Annotated in this window: 4 protein-coding genes; all 4 read left to right on the plus strand. The window is 62.9% G+C overall.

Annotated elements, in window-relative coordinates; genetic code table 11:
- The first annotated feature begins 20 nt into the window (after positions 1-20).
- The 4 genes from FIV00_RS16685 to FIV00_RS16700 are packed head-to-tail and all read left to right on the plus strand — an operon-like array spanning position 21 to position 24,838.
- A complete protein-coding gene (locus tag FIV00_RS16685) occupies positions 21-10,022 on the plus strand; it encodes a polyketide synthase (RefSeq protein WP_152501799.1) in 10,002 nt (3,333 codons plus the stop codon).
- Positions 10,019-13,975, plus strand: coding sequence for a non-ribosomal peptide synthetase (locus FIV00_RS16690; RefSeq protein ID WP_152501800.1), 3,957 nt, complete (start codon positions 10,019-10,021; stop codon positions 13,973-13,975). The genes FIV00_RS16685 and FIV00_RS16690 overlap by 4 nt, the downstream gene beginning before the upstream one ends.
- On the plus strand, positions 13,972-19,284 hold the full coding sequence (locus FIV00_RS16695) for a type I polyketide synthase (protein WP_152501801.1): 5,313 nt from the start codon (positions 13,972-13,974) through the stop codon (positions 19,282-19,284). Before FIV00_RS16690 ends, FIV00_RS16695 begins: the two co-directional genes overlap by 4 nt.
- The gene (locus FIV00_RS16700) at positions 19,265-24,838 is read left to right on the plus strand and encodes a type I polyketide synthase (protein ID WP_152501802.1); all 5,574 of its coding nucleotides are present in this window, start codon (positions 19,265-19,267) and stop codon (positions 24,836-24,838) included. The genes FIV00_RS16695 and FIV00_RS16700 overlap by 20 nt, the downstream gene beginning before the upstream one ends.
- Positions 24,839-24,845 lie beyond the last annotated feature (7 nt).

Below are 24,845 nucleotides of genomic sequence, written 5' to 3' on the forward strand. Positions count from 1 at the left end.
TCAGTTGCAGGAGCGGCGTTTTGACCGATCTGATCGACTCCGGACTACGCCGTTTGGCGCAAACCGACGCGTCCAGGGTCGCTCTGGTCGACCGGGAGGAAAGGCTTACTTACGCCGACCTCGAAGACCGTTGCCGCGCCCTATGGGACTGGACTGGGCAAAAGGAAATTGCACCCGGATCGCCTGTGGCCCTGCATTTTGAGGACAGGAAAGCGCTGGTGGTGACGCTCGTGGCGCTGGTCCGCGCCGGTATCCCATCAATTGTTCTTGACCCGGCCGATCCCGGAGAGCGCCACAGAGACATTTGCCTGCAGGCCGGCGTGACGGCGATCCTCTGCGATCAGCTCTCAACGAGTTCAAGCACCGAAAGACGGCTCCAGCTCGACCCCTTTTCACTTACCTCGAATACATCTTGCAGCCTTCCTGTGCCCGATCCATCGGATGCGGCCTATCTTGTTGCCACATCCGGATCGACCGGCAGGCCGAAATGCGTACGCATGCCCCATCGGGCGCTTGCTCCGCTGCTGCGCCACGAGCAAGACCGGTATGTTGACGCACCACCTCCTGTGGTCCTGCAATGCGCGGCGCCTGGCTTTGATGTCTTTTTCCAGGAAGTGTTCGTCACGCTCAATGCCGGCGGGCGCCTGGTTTTGTGCGCTGAGGACACGAGGCGTCGGCCGGCCCTCATGCTTCGGGCGGCCGCGGCTTGCGATGCCACACGACTGTTTATGACGCCATCGCAACTCCAGACCCTCGCCTTGGCCGCTGATCGGGAAGGTCATCTGCCCCTGAACTTGAAGGAAATCACTTCGGCGGGTGAAGCCTTGACTCTAACACCGGCCATCCGGCGCCTGTTTGACCGCCTTCCCGACACCCATCTGGTCAATCAATACGGTCCTTGCGAAACCCATGTGGTCACCGAATTCAGTCTGTCTCCGCCTGTTTCCCAAGCCGGGGAGCGCGTGCCGATCGGCAGGCCGATTGATCCTTCAACGGTTGAACTGCGCGACAAGGACGGCGGCACGATCGAAGGCGCGGGCACAGGAGAGCTGATCGTCTCGGCGCCATGTGTTGCCGACGGCTATCTGACAGACGGCCGGTTGGCGCCATTCCCTCAAGGCGAAGCAGGTGCGATCTACCGGACAGGAGACCGGGTCAGGCGCGACGAGACGGGCACGCTCCACTTTCTTGGCCGAATGGACGACCAGATGCTGGTGCGCGGACGGCGCGTCGAACCGGGGGAGATCGAGACCGCGCTCTTGGCTTGTGAAGGGGTCGGCGCCGCCGCGGTTCGTCACTTCCAGCCGCCGCAGGGACCACCTTTCCTGACTGCCTATGTCTGCGGAGAAACACCTGCCACGCATTTGTCTTACGACCAACTGAACAGCTTCACAGCCGCCCATCTGCCGGCCGGACTGCGGCCGCAACGATGGGTTATTCTGACAGAACTTCCCCGCACCTCCTCCGGCAAGCTGGACCGTGCGGCACTGCCAGATCCTGACCTTGGTGACGCGGAGTGTTCGAAGGTTTCGGCGGAGGAGCAAGCGGTTGCGAACATTATCGCAGATGTGCTGCAACTGGATCACGTTCCGGTCACCGCCGATTTCATCGAGCTGGGCGGTGACAGCCTGAGGGCGGGACTGCTGCTTGACCGCCTTACTGCCAGTTTCGGCCGCGCGTTTGGCTTCGACCTACTGGTTGACAAACGAACGGCCAGAGACATCGCGGCCATCATCCCCGAATTGCCGCGCTTGCCCGAAGCCGATCTTCAAAGCACCGAAGCGTCCACTCTTTCGGGTCTTCAATTGGCCTATCTGTTTGCGCGGGATCCGGAAGTTGAACTCGGTGGATTTGCCGCGGGTATCTGTTTCGAAGCCGTTCTGCCCGCATTCGATTTACCCCGCGCGCAGGCGGCCGTCGACCGGCTGCTGGCACGCCACGACTGGTTGCTCTGTGGCGTAGACAGGGACGGCCGGCGAACCCGGCAGGGGCCCTCTCCGGTGTTGACCATAGAGGATTTGAGCGGCTTGCGCGACGCCACGCTTGCTCACCAGGAGGAGAAGCTCCGCCTGCAAGTGGCAAGCCTGGAAACGGCGCCAACCTCCGCGCCTCTTTTCCGCTTCGCGCTGGCGCGTCTGCCCAAAGGCAAAACACGTCTGTTCGGCTTCTTCGATCTGCTGCTTGGCGATTTTGCAACGCTGCAGGCGCTCTCCCGTGAGTTGCTCGGTCTCTATAATGGCGACAGCGCTTCGAGAGACACGGCAGCGCCGGTCAGTGCAGATGCACCCTCGCCAATTCTGACTGACCAAAAGACTATTGCGGAAATCATACCCCTTCCACCGGCACCGGCCCTGCCTAGGCGTTCTGGTACCCCTTCCATTGTGCCCGGTTCCTTTTGCCGCCGGCAAGGATTTCTGTCTCGTTCACGCTGGCTGACAATTAAAACCAGGGCGGCGCGCTACAACGTGACGCCAACCGCCGTCCTTTCGTCTCTCTACGCTCTGGTCCTCGCCCATTGGAGCGAAACGCCGCACTTTTCGCTCAACATGCCCGGTTCCACGCCGATGACGGGTGCCCCTTCTGTCGGCGACAGGAGTTTTGCAGCCGTGGTTCCCTTCGACCTGAGGAAACCGAAAGCCTTCCACGAGCGGATCCGGGACACACAAACACAGGTGTGGCGGGCCCTAACCCAGGCGCGCCGGCCGGACGCCTCGCGGGCGCGTTTTGGTGAAACCGGATTGCTGCCCGTCATTTTCACCAGCCTTTTGGGATACGAACTTGATGTTGCTGAGGCAGCGTTGCTTGGTTGGGGACCGTTCGCCGCGAACGGCCACGTTCAGACGCCTCAGGTTCTGATCGACCATCACACCGGCGAACTCCTCGGAGCCCTGCATTACAATTGGGATGTGGTGGACGGCGCGTTTCCCGACGGATTGATCGGGAAGATGTTTACAGCCTATTCCAAGGCGCTTGAGCTGATTTCCGATGAAGACAGCGATTGGACCGCCCCTCTTTCCCCGGAAAACTTCGCACCTTCAATCAAGGAGTTGACAAGCACGAGCGACGGCAAGGCCGTTCAGCCAGGTGTTCTCAGGACGGATGGTCAGGCGGACCTTGTCACCCCAGCAGCCTCCTTTTCTTCAGCAAAACTAGGGGATTCCATTCAAGAACTCACCCTTTGCCTGAAGACACTCGGTGCCGGCAAGGGCGACCTGGTTGCAATCCTTGCCCCCAAAGGCGCGGAGCAGATCATCGCGGTTCTGGCCGTTGTGGCGACTGGCGCGGCTTATCTTCCCATGGATACAAACTGGCCGGACCAGCGCCGCCAGGCTGTGCTGAACGATGCCGGCGCCAGACTTCTCGTCAAGGTGAGCAGCGGCCGGATCGAAGTGGATGCTTTGAGGACGTCCGGCAAGGCCGCCGACCTGGCTCCGCAGGCAACCGACCAGATCACACCGTCAGACCTTGCCTATGTGATTTACACGTCCGGCTCCACCGGAACCCCGAAGGGTGTCGCCATGTCGCACGGCGCTGCGGCGACAACGATTGAGGCCGTCATCAACCGCCTTGATTTAACGGCAGACGACACAATCGCGGCGATTTCAAACTTGGCCTTTGACCTCTCCGTTTTCGATATCTTTGCCTGCCAGAAAACCGGCACCTGCCTTGCGCTGCCAGACGATGCCACACTAAAGAGCCCATCGAATCTGGCCGCGTTTCTGACCGATCACAAGGTCACGATCTGGAATTCGGCTCCGCTCGCGATGGAGGCGCTGGCAAGCTATCTCGAAGCGAACCGTATGACATTGCCCACTTCGCTGCGGGCCGTGCTCTTGAGCGGCGACTGGATCCCGAGAGCCCTGCCGGGCCGCTTGCGCGCGTTAAGCGCCGGACCGCTGCGTGTCATCAGTCTCGGCGGGGCCACCGAAGCCGGCATCTGGTCCGTTTGGCATGATATTGAGGCGGACGACCCAGGACCGGGCTGGAACAGTATCCCCTATGGAAAGGCTCTGGAACATCAGTCTGCCTTGGTCCTCGACCAGGCCCTTTGCCCCCGCCCTGACCTTGTCGCCGGTCCTTTGTTCATCGGCGGAGCCGCCCTTGCCGAGGGTTATTGGAAGCAGCCCGCTCTGACGGACCGCGCCTTTATCCGTCACCCGAAAACCGGTGAGCGGCTCTACCGGACCGGCGACATAGCCCGGCGCCATCCAGACGGCACGCTCGAACTGCTTGGGCGGGAGGACCGGCAGATCAAGTTGCTGGGCCACCGCCTCGAACCCGCAGAAATCGAAGCGGTTGCGGCAAGCCACCCGGACGTGGCCGCGGCAATCGTGAGCCCTCAAAAGGAAGGCGGCCAGACAACCGGGTTGGATGTTGCGGTCAAACCACGTGGGCAACCGGCTGTCACTCTCGAAAGGGACGTCGAAGACCGTCTCAACGCATGGCTGCCCGCCAATATGGCACGGGTGAACGTGCATCTGATCGACGAGATCCCGTTGACGGAAAACGGAAAGAGAGACCTGACGGCGCTTTTGACATCTGGAAAGCCACCTTCGGAAACCGGCGTCCGCAAAAGCGATCAGGACCTGCTGTCTGTCATTCTGGCCGAATGCAGGCACCTGGGTGCGACGGCGGGCCTCACCTCAACGACAAGTTTCTTCGAACTCGGTCTGACATCGCTCGACCTTTTGCGGCTGCGGGACCATCTGCGCACCGCCTGCCGGATAACCGTGCCTATTTCCGAATTCTTTGCCCATCCATCGCCAGCGGCATTGGCGGAGCGCATGGCGCGCCAGGATTTGCCTCGGCCTTCTGTTCCCTTCCGATCACACCACCCCAGTCCGCGAGGGCGCGACATCGCAATTGTCGGATTGGCTTGCCGCATGCCAGGCGCAGGTGCGGCGGAAGACTTCTGGTCGCTGTTGGCGCATGGGAAGGACGGTGTCACACGGTTTGATACCGGCGGGCTGCACGCGGCCGAGCAAGAGAGAACCGATCCGGATCACCCCGACTATGTCCCCGCCCGCCCGATCGCGCCGGGTCTGGAGGACTTTGATCCCGAGTTTTTCGGCGTACCGGCTTTTGAGGCCGAGCGGATGGACCCACAGCATAGGATCTTGCTGGATCTCGCCTGGGAAGCTCTCGAAGACGCTGGTCTGCCTCCCCGACAGCTGCCGAATACCGGTGTCTTTGCCGGGTGCAACGAAAGCGCTTATCTGGCCCGCCGGCGCATCGAGACCGCCAGCGAAGTCGCGGAAGGCATGGCGCTGAGAGTAGCCACGGACCGTGATTATGTCTCGACGCGGTTGAGTTATGTTCTGGGACTTGAGGGCCCGTCGCTGACGGTTCAAACGGCGTGCTCGTCCTCGCTGGTTGCGGTTCACCTTGCAGTCCAGTCCTTGCTTCTGGGCGAATGCGATGCGGCGCTCGCCGGTGGTGTCGCGCTGCAGGTCCCCCACCGCACGGGGTATCTGTGGCAGGCGGGCGGCTATTCCTCGCGCTCCGGTGTCTGCCGGCCCTTCGATGCGCGCGCCGACGGCACGCTCTTTGGCTCCGGCGGCGGCCTGGTCGTGCTGCGCCCGCTGGATGCCGCTCTTGCGGACGGAGACCGCATCTATGCCGTCATCAAGGGCTCGGCGGTCGGCAATGACGGCGCCGCCAAACCCGGCTTCACCGCGCCCTCCGTCGCCGGTCAGGCCCGCACCGTCGCCGCCGCCCTGTCGGTCTCCGGTGTGCCCGCCGATAAGATCGGCGCGCTGGAGGCCCATGGCACCGGCACCCCGCTTGGCGATCCGATCGAGATTGCCGCCTTGAGCGAGGCCTTCCACAATGCAGGCGGCGCCCGCAACATTGCCCTCGGCTCGGTCAAGGGCAATATCGGCCATCTGGACGCGGCCGCGGGCATTGCCGGGCTGATCAAACTGGTGCTGGCCCGCGCCAACGGCATTGTCCCGGCGAGCCTCAATTTCCAGACCCCGAATCCGGAGATCGATTTCGCAGCAAGCCCCTTCCACGTCAACACACGCGCCCGCCCCTGGCCCGCGCGTCAGCCCTTCGGCGGTATCAATTCCCTCGGCATCGGCGGCACCAACGCCCATGTCATCATCGGCCCCGCACCAGATAAGACCGCATCTGAGGACACACAGGATCGGAGACCGGATCATGAGACCGGTCCGGCTCTGCTGGTTCTCTCCAGCCGCACCCAGGACGGCCTGAAGCCTCTGGCACAGCGCTGGAGCCGCTGGCTTGCCGGACCGGGCCGGGATCACAAGCCGCAGGAGATCGCCGCCGCCGCCCTCAACCGGCGCTCCGAAGGCCCCTACCGCCTTGCCCTTGCTGGTCAGAGCCCTCAAGACTGGGCTGGTGCGCTGGCCGCATTTGCCGACACTGATGCGGGTGCCAAATCCGCAAGTGGGTCAGGCCCGGCTTCCCTGCCCGGGGTGCAGCCGCTGCCCCGCACACCGAGAAGCGTTGCCTTCGGCCAGGAGGGCAAAGCGCCGGTCTGGATCTTTTCCGGCCAGGGCGGCCAGAGCGCGGGCATGGCGGCCAGCCTGCGGCACGCTGCCGGTTCCGGACCCGCCCTGGAGACTTTCCTGGCGGCCCTGCCTGACGACCTGCAGCCCGGCCTGATCGCCGAGCTTCTCTTCGGCACCGGCGATCCGGAGGAGATGCACGCGGCCCTTGCCCGGCCCGCGCCCGCGCTGCTCGCCCATGTCGCCTGGCAATGCGCGCAGACTGCCTTCTGGCGCGCGCATGGTCTTAAACCCGCTGCCGTGCTCGGCGTCAGTGTCGGCGAGATTGCCGCCGCCGAGGCGGCCGGTGTGTTCGGCCTGGAAGGCGCCGCGCAGACCGCCGCCAACCGGGCCAGGGCTCTGGAACAAACCCCGTCCCATGGGGCCATGGCCGTGATCGCAAGAGACGCTGCCGGAACCGAAGACCTGATCAACCGCACTCAGCCCGGCGCACTGGACAGCCAGGCCCTCTGGATCGCCGTCAGGGCCGGCCCCGAAAGCACGGTCATTGCCGGTCAGAGCCCTGCCATGCAACAGCTCGAGGCCTCACTGGCGGAAACTGGACTTCAGCTTCGCCCGATCGCCTGCGGCGGCATCGCCAGCCATGGCAAGGCCGTCGAAGACGCCGCCCGGATAATTGCCGCCCAGCCCGCTGCGGCCGCAAGCCCGCCGGACATTCCCTTCCAGGCCACGACCAGCGGATGGACCGGCACGGATCGTATCCCCGACTTCAGCGCCGCCTATTGGGCCGGCAATCTGGCAAAGCCTGTCGACCTTGGTGCCGCCCTCACCCGTCTGATCAAGTCCGGGCACACCGACTTTCTGGAAATCGCGTCGAGATCTCAATCCGTGCACACGCTCGATGCCATCGCCAGAGCCGAAGGCGCCTCCCTCACCCTGCGCCAGAGCGCAAGCGCGGACACACCGCACCTCACCCGCCTTGCCACCCTTGCGACCTTCATTCCCAACAAGCTCGCAAATCCCGTTTCCAACATGGAAAACGCAACCAGAACACGCCATATCGATATCCCGAAAACGCCGCGGCAAAACCGGCGCTTCTGGCTCGATGACACCCCGGCATTCAAGGAAGAGCCACGGCCCTTAAATGACACGCTGGCAGGCCGGCAACTGGACAGCCCCGCGCTCACCGCCCGGGTGTTCGAAACCCGTGTCAGCCGGAACACGGCCTGGCTGCGCGATCATATTGTGGACGGCGAACCCCTGTTGCCCTTCAGCGCCATCCTGTCCATTTTGCAAAGCGCTGTGCCCGGCAAGGCTCTGCACGATGTCCATCAGGAGGCCCCGCTTAGCCTGACAGACCAGGAGACAACGCTCCAGACCGTCCTTCAAAAAGACGGCCGTATTGAAATCTTTGCCCGCCCATCAAAAGACGGCGCTCCCTGGCAGCGCATCGCCTCCGCCAGAACCGGGCCGGTACCGGCACATGTTCACAGCGTCTTATCCGATCCGTTGGCAGGCGGAACACAAGCGGTCTTTGACAACGGATGGATCCAGAACGCGCTGGACAAGGTGGGCCTGACCTTCGGCGGCGACTATCAGCGGCTGACGCGGCTTGAGCGGCGTCCCGGTGGAACGCTTGTTGGTCGGCTGCGCTCCAAATATCCGGCCGGCAAAGCGCCCTGGCCTTCCGAGATCGATGCCGCAATCGTTGCCGCCGCCTTCCAATCCGGCGATGACCCCATAAATTTGTGTTCCGGATACCCGGTAGGTGCCGAAACTTTCTGGTGCCAAAGCAACGCCGAGGTCGCCACTTGCCGCGTCGACGCGGCGGCAAAATCCGAGGCCGGTGCGCCGGTCAGCCGGAATGTCTCCCTGTTCAACCCATCCGGCCGGCTCATCGGACAACTGCTCGGACTGACCTTTGAACCGATCAGACTCACATCGAACGGCTCGCCCTTCCGGACACTCCATTGGCATGCCGAGCCAGAAACACCAGACAACGCGCCGCGCCCGGCTTTCGAGGTAACCGGACGTTCGCACGCAGCAGCTGTTTTGAGACAATCGCCGCAGCCGCCAGAACGCGGGACACCAGATGCACAGATCCTAATTGACGTCTCCGCCCTCGAGGGAGGTTCGGCAGCTGATATTTGCGCCCGCTTCACCGCACACCTTGAAGCGCTGACCAGCCGGAGCGACCCGCCCAAACTTGTCGTGGCCACTTTGGGCGCGGTCGCGATCAAAGACACGGAAAGATCCGACCCGGATCAGGCGGCCCTTTGGGGCGCGGTCCGAAGCATTATGGCAGAGCACCCGGAACTCGCTCCAAGTCTCATCGATCTTGACGCGAAGGATATGGAAGGCTCCGCCGCCGGCCTTCTGGCGCGCCTCGGGCCTTCATTGCCGGCCCAATCCGCTTTGCGTGACGGGGTCCTCTATCTTCCCAGGCTGGAGCGACGGTTCGCTAATGGCAGCAGTCCCTTCAAGGCCCGCGGAAGTTATCTGGTGACGGGTGGCTTTGGCGGTCTTGGCCCGCATCTCGCGCGGTTTCTGCTTAAGGCCGGCGCTGAGCGGATCGTGCTCTGCGGTCCGAGACTGCATGCCGATGCGCAGGCGCGCATTGCCGAGCTCTGTCCTCGGGACGGCACGGTCGAGACCGTCGTGGCAGACGTAAGGGACCAGACCGGGATGCAGGCTGTGCTTTCTGGTCTTCCGGACCTTGCCGGCATTGTTCACGGGGCTCTTTCCCTGAAAGACGGGGTGGCGGCCGGCATGACGAAGGATGCCTTCCAGACCGCCCTTGGTCCCAAAATTGACGGCGCGCGCGTTCTGGATGCCTTGAGCCGGGATCTCCCGCTCGATCATTTTCTGCTGTTTTCCTCTGTGACCGGCACGCTCGGCGCACGCGGTCAGGCCAATTATGCCGCTGCCTGTGCCGCCGTCGACGCATTGGCGGAAAACCGCCGCCGGGATGGTTTGCCCGGCATCAGTATCGCTTTTGGCCCTTGGATCTATGCTGGGTCTCCGTCCGAAAAGTGGGAAAATCATGGGCTCTACGAGACCCTGACGACCGAAACGGGCCTTAAGCGGATCGGGCAGGTTCTAGGCAGCGGCGCCGCAGGTCACATCCTGGCGGCTGATGTCGCCATTGATAAATTCCCGGCCTGGGCTCCTATTTCCCCGTCAGGCCGGAGCGTCAGACGAGAGGTCGATGATCCTTGCAAGGAACTCGCTCACATGCTGGCCCGGCGCCTGCGTGTTTCGGCAGACACGCTGCCGGCGGACCGGAGCCTCGCGGGAATGGGACTGGATTCTCTCGCCGTCCTGGAGTTCAGAAACGAGATTGCCCAGGAGCTTGGCATCGTCTTGCCGCCCAGGGACTTGATCGCCGCGCCGAACCTGGCCGCCATCGCCGCGCTTCTTGAACACAACGAACCACCGGTGAAACAGATTGAAACAGGCATCGACGAGCTGGACATCGACACGATGGACGACGCCGAAGTCGAGGCGATGCTCGCCCGCCTGCTGACAACGGAAGGAGCCGCCAGGTGAATTCTCCGCTTCCGATGTCAAAAATGATGAGTGACAGCCCCGACAGCCGCCGGAAGCTGTTGAAAGACCTCTTGCGGCGCCGGAACCGATTGCTGGACGGGGTGGAGATACGCGCAGACACCGCCACCCGGCACGAGCCGTTTCCGCTGACCGATATCCAGCGCGCCTACTGGCTTGGACGCGACCCGGGCTTTCCGCTCGGCGGCGTCGGAATTCACGGCTATTTCGAGCTCGACTGCACCGGTCTTGACCTGCCCCGGCTTGAACGGGCCTGGAATGACGTCGTCCGCCGCCATGACATGCTGCGCTGTGTTGTCAATGCCGACGGGACCGCCCACATTCTGGCGGACGTCCCGGTTTACCGCATCCGGTACGAGGATTTGCGTGGCCTATCGGCCGTGGAACGCGAAGTGCATCTTCTTGCCATTCGAAAAGAGCTGTCACATCAGGTCTTCAACCTCAGCCAATGGCCTCCGTTCGACATCCGGGCGTTGCGGCTGAGCGAGGACATCACCCGGCTGGTGCTCAGCGAAGACGCCACCCACACGGATCTGGCAAGCAGCGAAATCATCGCGCAAGATTGGCTGGCGCTTTACAAGGGCGAAAACCTTGAGCCAATGCCGGACCTGTCCTTCCGGGATTGCGCCCTGTCAGGTTTTGGCAACCGCCAGTCTCTGCCAACGGACACCAGCGCCACAACCCCATTGCCGGACCCGCCGCACTTGCCGCCAGCGCCAGGCCACCAGGCACTGGACATGCGGTTTCATCGGCGAAACCATCGGCTGGCACCGGCGCAATGGCAAAAATTTCGCGCGCAAGCCAGCCATCACGGCCTCACCGCAAGCGATGCCCTGCTGGCCGTCTACGCCGATATTCTGCGCGCCTGGAACAGCGAGCCCCGCTTTCTCCTGAACGTGACCATTCAAAACAGGCCGGAACACCCTCCGGAAATCGCACACATAGCGGGCGATTTCACAGATTTCGTTCTGGTCGATATCGATCTTCGTGAGCCGTGTTCTTTTGCCGACCGTGCCCGGCGGCACCGGGATGCCCTCTGGTTGGCGCTTGAAGACCCGTCCAGCCGGGGCATCAGCGCGCTTCAGGCCCGAGCCACCGCGCAAGCCGGCTCGCCTTTTCTCGCTCCCTTCGTCTATACAAGTGCGCTCGGCACATCCGGTTACCGCGCGCTTGAGGGCCTTGGCCGGGTGGTGCACGAAGTGACGCAAACCCCGCAAGTGCTGATCGATCAGCAGGTCTTGGCAAAAGACCAAACCTTGCACCTGAGCTGGGACAGCGTGGACGCTGCTTTTGCCCCCGGCGTCACGGACGCCATGTTTTCAACTCTGGCGGAACAGCTTGAAGATCTCGCCGAAACTCCGGACAGCTGGCTCTCAACCCAGGCTGTACCGCTCCCGGCCGATCAAAAGAACATGCGCGAGCGATTGAACGCTCATACATCCGCGATACCTGACATTCGTCTTGAAGACCTGTTCCTCCAGACCGCCGCGGCCCGGCCAGGCGCGGCCGCCCTCATTGACAATGCCGGCACCGTGACCTTTGAGGAATTGGCCACCGGTGCCCGGGCGCTCGCCAGCGCCCTGTCCGACCGGCTCAGTCAGCCCCCGGATGGACCGGTGCTTGTCTGGCTTCCCAAATCACGCGAGCAGGTTCTTTCTGTCCTCGCAATCCTTTTGAGCGGCCGGCCCTATCTGGCCGTCGATCCGGCAACACCCCAAGACCGCCTGAGCGAAATCCTTGATTTGACAGGCACGGTCGCCGTTATCACAGGACCTGAAAAACACCAGCCGCTACTCCTTGGTGACAACGGTCTGATCGAAGTGGACTGCGGCGAACGCTCAACCGCTCCGCTCGCCGCCAACGCGCCCAAAAGCGAAACCGCATACATATTGTTCACGTCCGGTTCGACCGGCGAGCCGAAGGGTGTTCCCATCAGCCACCGATCGGTCGTCAACCGGATGGAGGACGTCAGGCAGCGCTTTGGCCTCAACCGGAATGACCGTGCCATTGCCATCAGCGCGCTGCATCACGACCTGTCTGTTTTCGACATCTTCGGCTGTCTTGTGGCTGCTGGAGGCGGCCTGGTGCTGCCGCCGGAAGCGCGCGGCGGCCGCTGCGACCCGGCGGTCTGGGCCGACCTGATGGGTTCCGAAAAAGTGACCCTCTGGAATTCCGTCCCCGCCTTCATGGAAATGCTCACCGCCCTTCCCGGCCACCGCCTCGGAAGCTGCCTCGACAGACTGCGGCACGTGTTTCTCTCCGGCGATCTCGTGCCCTCAACTCTTCCGGACAAGCTGCGAGGATTGGCCCCGAACACACGCGTTCACTCGCTCGGCGGACCAACGGAAACGACCGTCTGGGACATCGCCTTCCCCGATGCGGCATGCCCGGAAGGCTGGGACGTTCTTCCCTACGGACGGCCGATGACAAACGCGCAATATCATGTGCGCCACACCGACGGCTCGGACTGTCCCGACTGGGTGACAGGGACGATCTGGATCGGGGGGGCGGGTCTGTCATCCGGTTATTTCGGCGGCAGCGAAGAGGACCGCCGCCGTTTCCAGAGTGGTAGCATCGGCCCGCCAGCCCTATTCAAGTCGAGTGACCTCGGACGGTTTCGGCCAGACGGGTTGATCGAAATAATGGGACGCGCCGACCGTATGGTGAAATTGCGCGGTCAAAGAGTGGAACTGGGAGATGTCGAAGCCAGACTGCGCCGCCTCGATCATGCCGCGCGCGCGGTCGCCTTTCTTCTGCCCTCTTCCTCAGGTCAAACACGTCTGGCTGCAGCCCTGACAGCGCGCTCCGGGACACCAGATCTGCCATCGGATCGAATAGACCTGCCCGACCCGGCGGCCCTTCCCCCGGCCCCGTTCCACGATCGGGAAAGCGCTCTTGCTTTCTCCCCGGCCCCGGTTTCAAGGGAAAAAATCGCCGCCTTCTGTTCGGCCTTCTGCGATGTATCGAAGGCCGATGGAACATGGCACCGGCTGCATCCCTCCGCAGGGGCGAAATACGCCTTGAACCTGGAGATCTTGGTGCGCAGCGGGCGTGTCGAAACGCTCGATGAAGGCCTTTACCAAATAGAGGCCGGCACGCGGCAGCTCAAACGCGTCGGCCCGGCCTTCCCCTTCGATAAGGACGCGGTCGCGCCGCGCAACAACGCTCTTTTCAAAGACGCGGCGATCGTCGTCCTGATCAGGGCGGATCTTTCACGCCTTTATCCGGACTATGCAGGCGCCTCGCGCGATCTTGCACTGCTTGAAGCCGGATATATCGGACAACTAGCGCAATCCGCCTGCGCAGCTCTTGACCTTTCCTCCTGCCCGCTCGGTGGTCTGACGTTGCCGGACGACCTGCACACAAAAGATCAGCCGCTGGTTCACGCCCTGTTGATCGGCGCGCGCCCAGGAGACAGCCGGCGGCAGACCTGGCAGCGTTCAACCTGCTGGTCACCCGAGCAGAAAAAAACTGCGCAAACGGAAATAGAACGGCTCTTGCCGCCCCACATGCGTCCAGCTCCGCTCCTGTTCCTGGACCAGTTTCCGCTGACGGCGAACGGAAAACCGGATATCGACGCGCTCGCCAGATATTGCCTGGAGGAGGCCGAAAGCGCGTCCTCTCTGGACACGGGGCCGATGGACCCGCTGCCGGTGCCCGAAGACCTGCAAGCCGCGTTGACGGATATCATCGGACCGGGCGATTGGCCGGCGAGCACGAGTTTTGCCGAGCTTGGGGTGTTTTCCGCCGATCTCGTGCGCCTGCATGTCCGCCTGCTGGATGCCGGCTTCGATATTCCGATCACCGAGTTGTTCTCCACACCAACGATTGCGGCCCTCGCGGATCGTTTGCTGGGTCCTGGAAGCAGTCCGGCCGGAACGGCACGTGGCACGGCACGGCGGCGGCGCCTGCAACAGACCAGGGCGCGGCAATGAGCACCTCCACCGATATTGCCGTTGTTGGTCTGGCGGGCCGTTTTCCCGGCGCCGAAAATATTGACGGTTACAAACAGCTCCTGCTGGAGGGACGAACGGGGCTGCGCGACTTGTCGGAAGACGAGTTGCTTGCAGAGGGCGTTTCGCCGAGTCTGCTCGAGGATAGAGCCTATGTGCGGCGCGGCGGGCCGATCTCCGGCATTGAGGAGTTCGATGCCGAGTTCTTTCGCATTACACCCAGGGAAGCCGCCACGACGGACCCGCAGCATCGGCTGTTGCTTGAACTTGCCTGGGAAGCGCTCGAGGACGCCGGCTGCCCGCCGGACCGGTTCCGCGAGACGGGAATCTTCGCCTGCGCGGGAACGCCCAATTACTGGTTGTTCCACGTCGCACAAAGATCACCGGATTGGTTCGGCAGCCCGTCTTATGTCGAAGGACTGCTGGCCACGGACCGTGATTATATCTCGACGCGGTTGAGTTATGTTCTGGGACTTGAGGGCCCGTCGCTGACGGTTCAAACGGCGTGCTCGTCCTCGCTGGTTGCGGTTCACCTTGCAGTCCAGTCCTTGCTTCTGGGCGAATGCGATGCGGCGCTCGCCGGTGGTGTCGCGCTGCAGGTCCCCCACCGCACGGGGTATCTGTGGCAGGCGGGCGGCTATTCCTCGCGCTCCGGTGTCTGCCGGCCCTTCGATGCGCGCGCCGACGGCACGCTCTTTGGCTCCGGCGGCGGCCTGGTCGTGCTGCGCCCGCTGGATGCCGCTCTTGCGGACGGAGACCGCATCTATGCCGTCATCAAGGGCTCGGCGGTCGGCAATGACGGCGCCGCCAAACCCGGCTTCACCGCGCCCTCCGTCGCCGGTCAGGCCCGCACCGTCGCCGCCGCCCTGTCGGTCTCCGGTGTGCCCGCCGATAAGATCGGCGCGCTGGAGGCCCATGGCACCGGCACCCCGCTTGGCGATCCGATCGAGATTGCCGCCTTGAGCGAGGCCTTCCACAATGCAGGCGGCGCCCGCAACATTGCCCTCGGCTCGGTCAAGGGCAATATCGGCCATCTGGACGCGGCCGCGGGCATTGCCGGGCTGATCAAACTGGTGCTGGCCCGCGCCAACGGCATTGTCCCGGCGAGCCTCAATTTCCAGACCCCGAATCCGGAGATCGATTTCGCAGCAAGCCCCTTCCACGTCAACACACGCGCCCGCCCCTGGCCCGCGCGTCAGCCCTTCGGCGGTATCAATTCCCTCGGCATCGGCGGCACCAACGCCCATGTCATCATCGGCCCCGCACCAGATAAGACCGCATCTGAGGACACACAGGATCGGAGACCGGATCATGAGACCGGTCCGGCTCTGCTGGTTCTCTCCAGCCGCACCCAGGACGGCCTGAAGCCTCTGGCACAGCGCTGGAGCCGCTGGCTTGCCGGACCGGGCCGGGATCACAAGCCGCAGGAGATCGCCGCCGCCGCCCTCAACCGGCGCTCCGAAGGCCCCTACCGCCTTGCCCTTGCTGGTCAGAGCCCTCAAGACTGGGCTGGTGCGCTGGCCGCATTTGCCGACACTGATGCGGGTGCCAAATCCGCAAGTGGGTCAGGCCCGGCTTCCCTGCCCGGGGTGCAGCCGCTGCCCCGCACACCGAGAAGCGTTGCCTTCGGCCAGGAGGGCAAAGCGCCGGTCTGGATCTTTTCCGGCCAGGGCGGCCAGAGCGCGGGCATGGCGGCCAGCCTGCGGCACGCTGCCGGTTCCGGACCCGCCCTGGAGACTTTCCTGGCGGCCCTGCCTGACGACCTGCAGCCCGGCCTGATCGCCGAGCTTCTCTTCGGCACCGGCGATCCGGAGGAGATGCACGCGGCCCTTGCCCGGCCCGCGCCCGCGCTGCTCGCCCATGTCGCCTGGCAATGCGCGCAGACTGCCTTCTGGCGCGCGCATGGTCTTAAACCCGCTGCCGTGCTCGGCGTCAGTGTCGGCGAGATTGCCGCCGCCGAGGCGGCCGGTGTGTTCGGCCTGGAAGGCGCCGCGCAGACCGCCGCCAACCGGGCCAGGGCTCTGGAACAAACCCCGTCCCATGGGGCCATGGCCGTGATCGCAAGAGACGCTGCCGGAACCGAAGACCTGATCAACCGCACTCAGCCCGGCGCACTGGACAGCCAGGCCCTCTGGATCGCCGTCAGGGCCGGCCCCGAAAGCACGGTCATTGCCGGTCAGAGCCCTGCCATGCAACAGCTCGAGGCCTCACTGGCGGAAACTGGACTTCAGCTTCGCCCGATCGCCTGCGGCGGCATCGCCAGCCATGGCAAGGCCGTCGAAGACGCCGCCCGGATAATTGCCGCCCAGCCCGCTGCGGCCGCAAGCCCGCCGGACATTCCCTTCCAGGCCACGACCAGCGGATGGACCGGCACGGATCGTATCCCCGACTTCAGCGCCGCCTATTGGGCCGGCAATCTGGCAAAGCCTGTCGACCTTGGTGCCGCCCTCACCCGTCTGATCAAGTCCGGGCACACCGACTTTCTGGAAATCGCGTCGAGATCTCAATCCGTGCACACGCTCGATGCCATCGCCAGAGCCGAAGGCGCCTCCCTCACCCTGCGCCAGAGCGCAAGCGCGGACACACCGCACCTCACCCGCCTTGCCACCCTTGCGACCTTCATTCCCAACAAGCTCGCAAATCCCGTTTCCAACATGGAAAACGCAACCAGAACACGCCATATCGATATCCCGAAAACGCCGTTTCTCAGGAAACGGCATTGGATTGATCCAACCGGCCGTCAGCCCGAGACCCTGCCCGCGAAGGTGCAGCATCCCGCCGCTGCGCTCTTGCTCGGGCCGCCAACCTTCCTCGCCGGAGACACAAGCTGTGTTGTTTTTGAAGGTGCGTTTTCTGCCAACTGCGATATAGCGCGGAACCACAGGGTCAACGGTCAAGCCGTCTTGCCCGCGGCCGCCATCCTGGAAATGGCGATCACATGCGCTGACCTCGCCGAAGGGGCGTCCTGCACCGCTCTTGAAGATATTGCCTTTATCGACTCCATCCTCGCGACTGTCGAGGAGGCGGTCCCCCTGCAGATGCAGCTCCTAAGAACGGACGGCCAATGGACCTTTTGCCTTTACCGTGGAGCCGGATCTTCGTCCGCGGTTCAAAAGAGCTGGAGCGTGGCGGCTTCCGGCAAGCTCTCATTTGATGACCTGCCCGCCCTGCCGCCAGCGCCGTGGCCAAACGGTCAGTTTGAGGACATTCTGGAAGCCGAGGCGATCTATTACGGCCTCGAACGGCAAGGGCTTTTCCTTGGCCCCGACCTCAAACGGATTGAACGTGCGGCCATTTACGAGGACGTGATTGCCGTCCAGGCGAGCTGCCCGCGCCAGCAAGGCCGCCTGCCCTATGCACTGATCGACATGGCCTTTCAAACACTGGCCGCTGAGCCCCGGTGCCGCGGCGAAGGCCTAACGGTGCCTGCGGGTATCAATCGACTGGACTTCCATGCCGCCCTCGACGCCGGCCATTGCCTCTACGACCTTGAAGCAACACGCGGCGGCTCGGAGGCCGACATTGCCGTGATCGGCGGCAGCCGTCAGGTGATCTGCACCCTGAAGGGCGTAACAACGAAAACCGTTGCAGAGGCTGAAACAGAAAAGGGGTGGCTCTACCAGGTCGGCTGGCGTGACGGATCCAGGCAGGACGCGCCTTCCCCGGTCCGGCAAACGCAATGGGTTCATTTGGGGACCTCGTCGGACCTGCCGGGCTGGTCGGAAGGCTTGGAGATGGTTTCCCCATCTCTTCAGACGCCACATGATGAGCCCTTACAAGCCACAGGCCATTATCTCGTCATTACGCCGAGTTGGACGAAGCTGCCGGCCGAAGATGTCCCGGAAACGGCGGCGGCATATTGCGCGGCGCTTTCCAGCTTCGCGGCCAACCTGTCGAAAAGGACTGGCGCCGAAAAACCGCGGCTCACCCTGGTGCTGAGTGAGCCGGACCAGGACACGGCGGGCAATGCCATGATGCGCGGGGTCTTGCTGGGTTTCATGCGAACACTTGAGGTCGAATTGTCCGAACTCACGCCCGCCACCCTGCTTGTTCCGGAAAAGCGCGTCCAGTCGCAGCCTGATCTCAGCAAAGGGTTGCCTCCGGAGCCTGAAGCGCGCTGGCGGGACGGCCGCTGGCAGGTTCCGCGTCTCAAGCCGATGCCGCCAGGAACCACGGGTCTGTCGCAGCTTCAGGGAGCATATCTGCTGACGGGTGTCAGCGGACAGATTGGCACCGGCCTGCTGGATTGGCTTGCCGGATCAGGCGTGAGTGAATTGCTGATTGTGGCGCACACAGAGCCAACCGGCCACTTCCAGGAGAAACTGGCCAGCCTGCGCAATTTGGGCCTGCGTGTCTCCTTGATGCTTCTCGATCTGGATTGCGGCGATACGCTTGAACCACTCAGGGCCTTTGCCTCTTCCAGCCAGGCGCCGCTCAGCGGCGTGTTTCATCTTGCCGGCCGTGTTGTTGAAGGGCCGGTCAATCCCTTTGACCACGAAGCGCTCCGTTCTGTCATGGCGATCAAACCGTTGACGGCCTGGCACATTGCACAGGCGGTATCGGGTCATCAGTTGAAGCATTTCGTGTTGTATTCCTCCATGGCCGGACGGCTCGGAGCGCCCGGCCTGGGCGCCCATGGCGCTGCCTCTGCCGCCTTGACCGAATTGGCGGCATGGCTTCGTGCCGAGGGCATTCCTGCAAGCGTCGTGGAGTGGGGTCCCTGGGAACATCCTGAGGCCCGGGACCGCAACCGGACCCACGAGACGATGGGATTTCAACCTATTTCAGTCGACGAGGGCAGCGCGGCCCTGAACGAGGTCCTGACGACCGGACCGGGCACTTACCAGGCTTTCCGGTTCGAAGCGGGCCGCTGGCTCAAGCGGTTTCCATCCCTCTCGGTGCCGCCGATCCTTGTTGATGCCACTTCGCATCGAAAACTGCCGGTTGTCGGAACGCCGGATCCAATCGACTGGACCAACCCTGTTGATGCCCGCCGCGCCGTGCGTTCCCGGCTACAGACAGAACTGGCGGCAGTCATCGGCTTTGAGGTGCCGGATATCGCGGAAGACCAACCGTTCAGCGAAATGAACCTGAACTCGCTGATGGCGCTGGAATTGAGGTCACGCCTGGAGTCCACCCTGGCACTGCTGATCCCGACCTCCCTGATCTGGAGTTTTCCGACCGTGTCGCGCCTGACACAGGCGCTGGTGGACCTTGCGGAACCAGACACATCACGACAGGACAAAGCCCGGCAAGAGGTGGAGCAACGCTATGAAACATATCTCGCTTGACGCCGGCAATTCGCCCGTTTCCGTTGTCGGTGCCGCCTGCAGGCTGCCGGGCGGAATTTCAACACCGCAGGACTACTGGCAGTTTCTTGAGAGTGGCCGGCGGCTCACCGCTTCTCCCCCCGGGCCCGACCGGTTTTCCTCTTCTGCGCTTGCCAGCCCATCAGGGGCGCCGCCCGCCAATTACCTGTCCGGCGTTGATCTGTTCGATGCAGAGTATTTCGGCATTTCCCCCCGCGAAGCCATGCGGATGGACCCGCAGCACAGACTGTTTCTCGAATTGGCCATATCCGCGCTTGAAGACGCCGCCGTGCCCACCGACAGCCTGGCCGGCCAGTCCGTCGGCGTCTTTTTAGGTCTTTATGGGTCGGACTACGCCTGGCTTCCCGAAGCTGCCTCTTGCCCGCCCGACGTGCATTCCGCGTCCGGCGGCGGCCCTGTCTTCGCCGCCAACCGCCTGTCTCATTTTCTCGATCTTCGCGGCCCGTCCCTGGCCATAGATACGACCTGTTCTTCCTCGCTTGTGGCGGTTCATCTGGCAGTCAACGCCTTGCGCTCGAAAGAATGCGACCTTGCGCTAGTCGGCGGTGTCAACCTGATCCTGTCGGCGGAGGTCGCCGCCTCTTCGGCAAGCTCGATCCCGGCCGCAAAAACCGGACGCTGCGAGACATTTTCCAAACACGCAAACGGAACCGTGATGGCGGAAGGTGGTGTGGTTTTGGTCTTGCGCAGAAGCACAGACAATCCATTGCCGGGAGGCCGGGAAATTGCCCGGATCCAGGCAACGGCGGTCAACCATGACGGACAGGCCAGTTCGCTGACGACGCCCAATCCGGACGCGCAAAAAGATGTCATTATGCGCGCGGCCGGACAAAACGGTATCGACGCGAACAAGATCGCCTATCTCGAGGCTCATGGCACCGCCACGGAACTCGGCGACGCCTTCGAAATCGAGGGAGCATGCCACGCCTATAAATCTCTGCGCAGTTCCGAAATCCCGGTCCCCATCGGATCGGTCAAGGCTCAGCTCGGACATCTGGAAGCCGCAGCCGGCGCGGCAGGGTTGCTGCGCGCGTGTCTGTCGCTCGATCGGGGCAAGGTCACGGCGCATCCGCTTGAAGGGGAAGCGAACGATCTTTTTTCCCGGCAAACGACGGTCATACCCGCCACGGAGCCTGTCAGGCTTGATCGTGACCATCTGATCGGTGTCAGTGCCTTCAGTCTCGGCGGCACCAATGCGCATATTGTCGTTGGGGCAGCACCGGCAGAATCAAAAAGTGAACTTTCCGGCGCAACCAATTCTCAATGCATCATTTTCCCGATCTCTGGAAAAACTGCGAACGCGCTTGCCAATCAATTGGAGAGCCATATCCGGTTCTGTGACAGCCACGCGCACGACACCGTCCCCCTGGAAAGTCTTGCAGGGACAGCTGCCGGGGGCCGAATGGCCCATGCCTACAGAACCTCCGTGGTTGCCGAAACAAAAGCCCAACTTCGGGCCGGTCTAAACCGTGCCAGGCAAGCGCTGGCAAATGGACAAACCCCTAAAAGGGTCACCGCCGCAGATCGCGATGTTGTTTTTGTTTTGCCGGGTCACGGGGCGCAATGTGCTGGAATGGCGCAAGGGCTCCTCGGCAAGGACCCTGTCTTTGACCGCGCTGTCACAAGGCTGGACGCAGAATTCGCCACTTATTGCGATTGGTCGGTCGCCAAACTCCTTGCCAGTTCCGGCAATGGCGCCAAGCTTCAGGACGCGCGCTATGCGCAGCCCGCCCTCTTCACGGTGCAGATTGCAATGGCGGAATGCCTGATGGCACGCGGCATCGAGCTGTCGGGCCTGATCGGCTACAGCGCAGGCGAACTGTCGGCCATGGTCCTGTCCGGAATGCTGGAGGAGGAAACCGCCGTCCGTCTCTGCTCACAGCGGGCGCAGCGCCTGTCCACGGCCCCGCCGGGCAAAATGGTGGCGGTCCGCATGCCGGTCGACGACTTGCGCCGATTGATCGCCGGTAAAACACCGGACATCGCCGTCGCTGCTGTCAACGGGCCGGAAACCACCATCTTGTCCGGTCCAGCGGAAAGCCTCACCAGCCTGGCTCAGACACTTGAGAGCAAGGGCCACTTGTGCATCGACACCGGTATTGCCTACTGCTTTCACCATCCGGCAATGACCGAAGCTTCGCGAAATCTTGAGCAGTTATTTGGCACGACAGAAACCAGATGGTCCGCTCCCAGAGTTCCTGTCTATTCCTGCGTGACGGGAGCCCGTCTTACCCCGGACGATCTGACCAGGGATTACTGGCAGAGGAGCGCCTGTGCCACCTTGCGCTTCGACATGGCAGCCGAAGCGGCGCTGAGCGACGGTTTCAAAACCTTTCTGGAAGTGTCGCCAACCGCCGTTCTCACCGGTGATCTGCGCGATTGCATGCGCCTATCCGGCCGCAAGGCGGTTGCGGTCGCGACGCTCAGGCGCGGTGTGCCGGACCGGAGAGCACTTGCGATTGCCGGTTCGGAACTCTTCAATGCCGGTGCCTTGTCATCGGTCGTGCCCTTCAATCCGGAAGGCGGCCAATGGGTCGATTTGCCCAGTTATGCCTGGCAACGCGCAAGTCATTGGTGGCCGCCCCTTCGCAAGGACACACCGGAGAAAGCCGCGAACAACAGCGCACCGAGCATCTCAACGGAGAACCGCAAGCTTTACTATCTCGACTGGGTCGAGACAGCTGCGCCTTGCAAAGTGTCAGGTGATACGGTTCGCCGCACTAATATGGCCGCCGCGGAAGAAGCGGAAACGCAGCGGCTCAGCGACTATGATCATCACGCGGATCTGATTGAAAAGATTTGCGGCCATTACTCGCTGGTGACCCTGCAGAAGCTGTCGCAGGGCCAGACGATCCCGGAACCATCGTTTCTCGCCGACAGGCATCAGTTCGAACGCCACGAACGCCGGCTGCTGCATTGCCTTTTCACAATTGCCCGGCGCAGCGGTTGTCTCCGGCAAGACGGCCCGAACAACAGTCCCGCCACACTGGATTTTGATTTGATCAAGGCGCTTGAAATCGTGCGCCGAGACGTTCCCGCCATCGCCCCGGAACTCGACATGATCGAGCGGACGGGTCCCTTTATCGCCGACGTGCTGCTGGGCAAGCGGCAGGCGTTGGACCTGCTGTTTCCGGACGGGACTGCCAATGACGTCGCCGACGTTTTCTCCGCGTCCGGCATTGCCAAGGTGATGAACGGCATCGCAGCCGGTGTGATCAAGGGACTGTTGCGCGAACGTATCGGCGCAGCCCCGCTCAAGGTCCTGGAAATCGGCGCTGGAACGGGCGGAACCACGGCGGAGATCCTGCCGCTCATCGAGGCCACAGGTGGCAGCTACACCATCACCGATATCTCACAGACCTTGCTACGATTCGCTGATAAAAGATTTTCAGATCATTCATCGCCTGTCTTCCAACGGCTGGACATCAGCGCGTCTCCGGACACACAAGGGTTCTCCGGCGCGGCTTATGACGTGATCATTTGCGCCAATGTTCTGCACGCCACACCGGACATCGCCCAGAGCCTCACCCATGTGCGCAACCTTCTTGCCCCTGGCGGACTGTTGCTTCTTTGCGAGGCCGTCGCTGCCAATCCACTGGTGGATCTGACCTTCGGTCTGACACGCGATTGGTGGAACTATGCCGACATCGCACTGCGCAAGGACCATCCGCTGCTCTCCGGAGAAAGCTGGACGGGGGTGTTGCAAACGCAAGGGTTTGAGGACATCCGGCTTCTGCCAACGGAGAAGAGCCTGTCGGACACGCTTCAAAATGCCGTCATTTGCGCAAATACACCGCCTGAGCAGGCTGCCCTCCTCCTGAAACGGCATTGGCTGGTCATCGGGAAAGACGGCGCCTTGCGGCATCATACCGCCAAAGCCTTGACCGCCATCAGCCCTAATGTCACCCAAGTTACGTCACTTGAGACCGCAACATTGAACAATCTGCGAGACGATCTCCCTCTCGGGATTGTGGATCTGCGGTTCCTGGCGCCGCGTGTGCAAGAGGGCGCTGGAGCCCAGCACCTTGTCGACCAGTTCCGAAAGGCCGTTCCGGGTTTGCTCAAGACCATTCAAGTTCTCGCCGGACGTCCCGGCCCCGCGCCTTTGCTGGTCATACCGACCGCTGGTGCAACGCGGCCTATAATGTCTGCCGCCCCCGCGGACCCGCTCCAGGCGGGCCTCGCCGGACTTGCCGAAACCATCGCCGCGGAACACCAGGATTGGGATGTGCGCTGTCCCGATATCCACCCTGCAACAGTGCCCTCGGTTGCCAATGTGGTGCTTCGTGAACTTCGCTCGCCCAGGCAAGAGGCGCGCACGGCTGTCACCGGCGCGAAACGCCATGGCGCCCGCATCCGCCTAGAACCCGCTGGAACCACCCCGAAACCGGACCTGGACCCGGAGGCCCTTTTTGTCGTCACGGGCGGCACGGGAGCCATTGGCCTGCTCACCGCGGAATGGCTTGCGAACCGGGGGGCCAGGCGATTGCTTCTGGCCCAGAGAGGACGCGGTTCCGAAGCCGCAGCGCAACGATGCCGGAAACTTCAGGACCACGGTCTCACCGTTACGATGGAATCCGTAGACTTTGCAGATCCGGATGCCGCCGCGCGTTTCGCCGATGACCTGATTTCACGAAAACCCGCCGGTATCGTTCATGCGGCCGGTATCTTTTCAGACCGGCTTTTGATGTCGCAGGACTGGCGTGGATTTGAAGCCGCCCTTGGCGCGAAAATCGTCGGCGGCTGGGAGGCCTACCGCGTGCTGTCCGCCTGTCCCGACGCGTTTCTGATTTTTTGCGGATCATCGGCAGGGTTGCTCAATCCTTCAGGGCTCGGCAATTACTCGGCCGCGAACGCCTTTCTGGGGTCACTGGCGGCGCATGCGCGGGCAGCCGGTTTGAAAGCCACCAGCCTCAATTGGGGTGGATGGTCGGATCTCGGCATGGCCACACGCCAGAGCGACCGCTGGTTTGAACGCTGGCAGCAACTTGGCGTCAAAAGCCTTGCCCCTCAGGACCTCTTCGAAACGCTGGACCTGGCTGCCGCGGGCACCGCTCACGCCGAGACATGGGTCATGGATGTGGATTGGGACCTCTATGCTGAGGGCCAGCCGGACTGGCGCAGAAATCTTGTGTCGAACCTCGTCGCTCGCACGCCGGCTTCCAACCCGAAATCCGTCTCATTGGCTGGCACGACCCAATCAGACACACCGAAAACCGCCGGTCCGCTGCTTGAACCCGGTGCGTCTTCTGAAGACCGCCGTGAAAAAATCATGGAGATTGTCCGCGAACGGAGCTTGGTTGTTCTCGAACTCGCGGAGCATTTCGACATTGAGCCGGATTTGCCCCTGGCCGATCTCGGACTTGATTCCCTTTTGGCCCTCGAACTGCGCGGCGACCTGTGCGACATCTTCGGCCTGCCACTGCAACACACACTTCTGTTCGACTGCCCGACCCTCGAACGGCTGGTCGATCACCTGGACACTGAATTTCAACGCAACCGAACCTGCCCTTGAAGCCCAT

It is taken from the genome of Labrenzia sp. THAF82 (assembly GCF_009363435.1).
Lineage (GTDB): Bacteria > Pseudomonadota > Alphaproteobacteria > Rhizobiales > Stappiaceae > Roseibium > Roseibium porphyridii.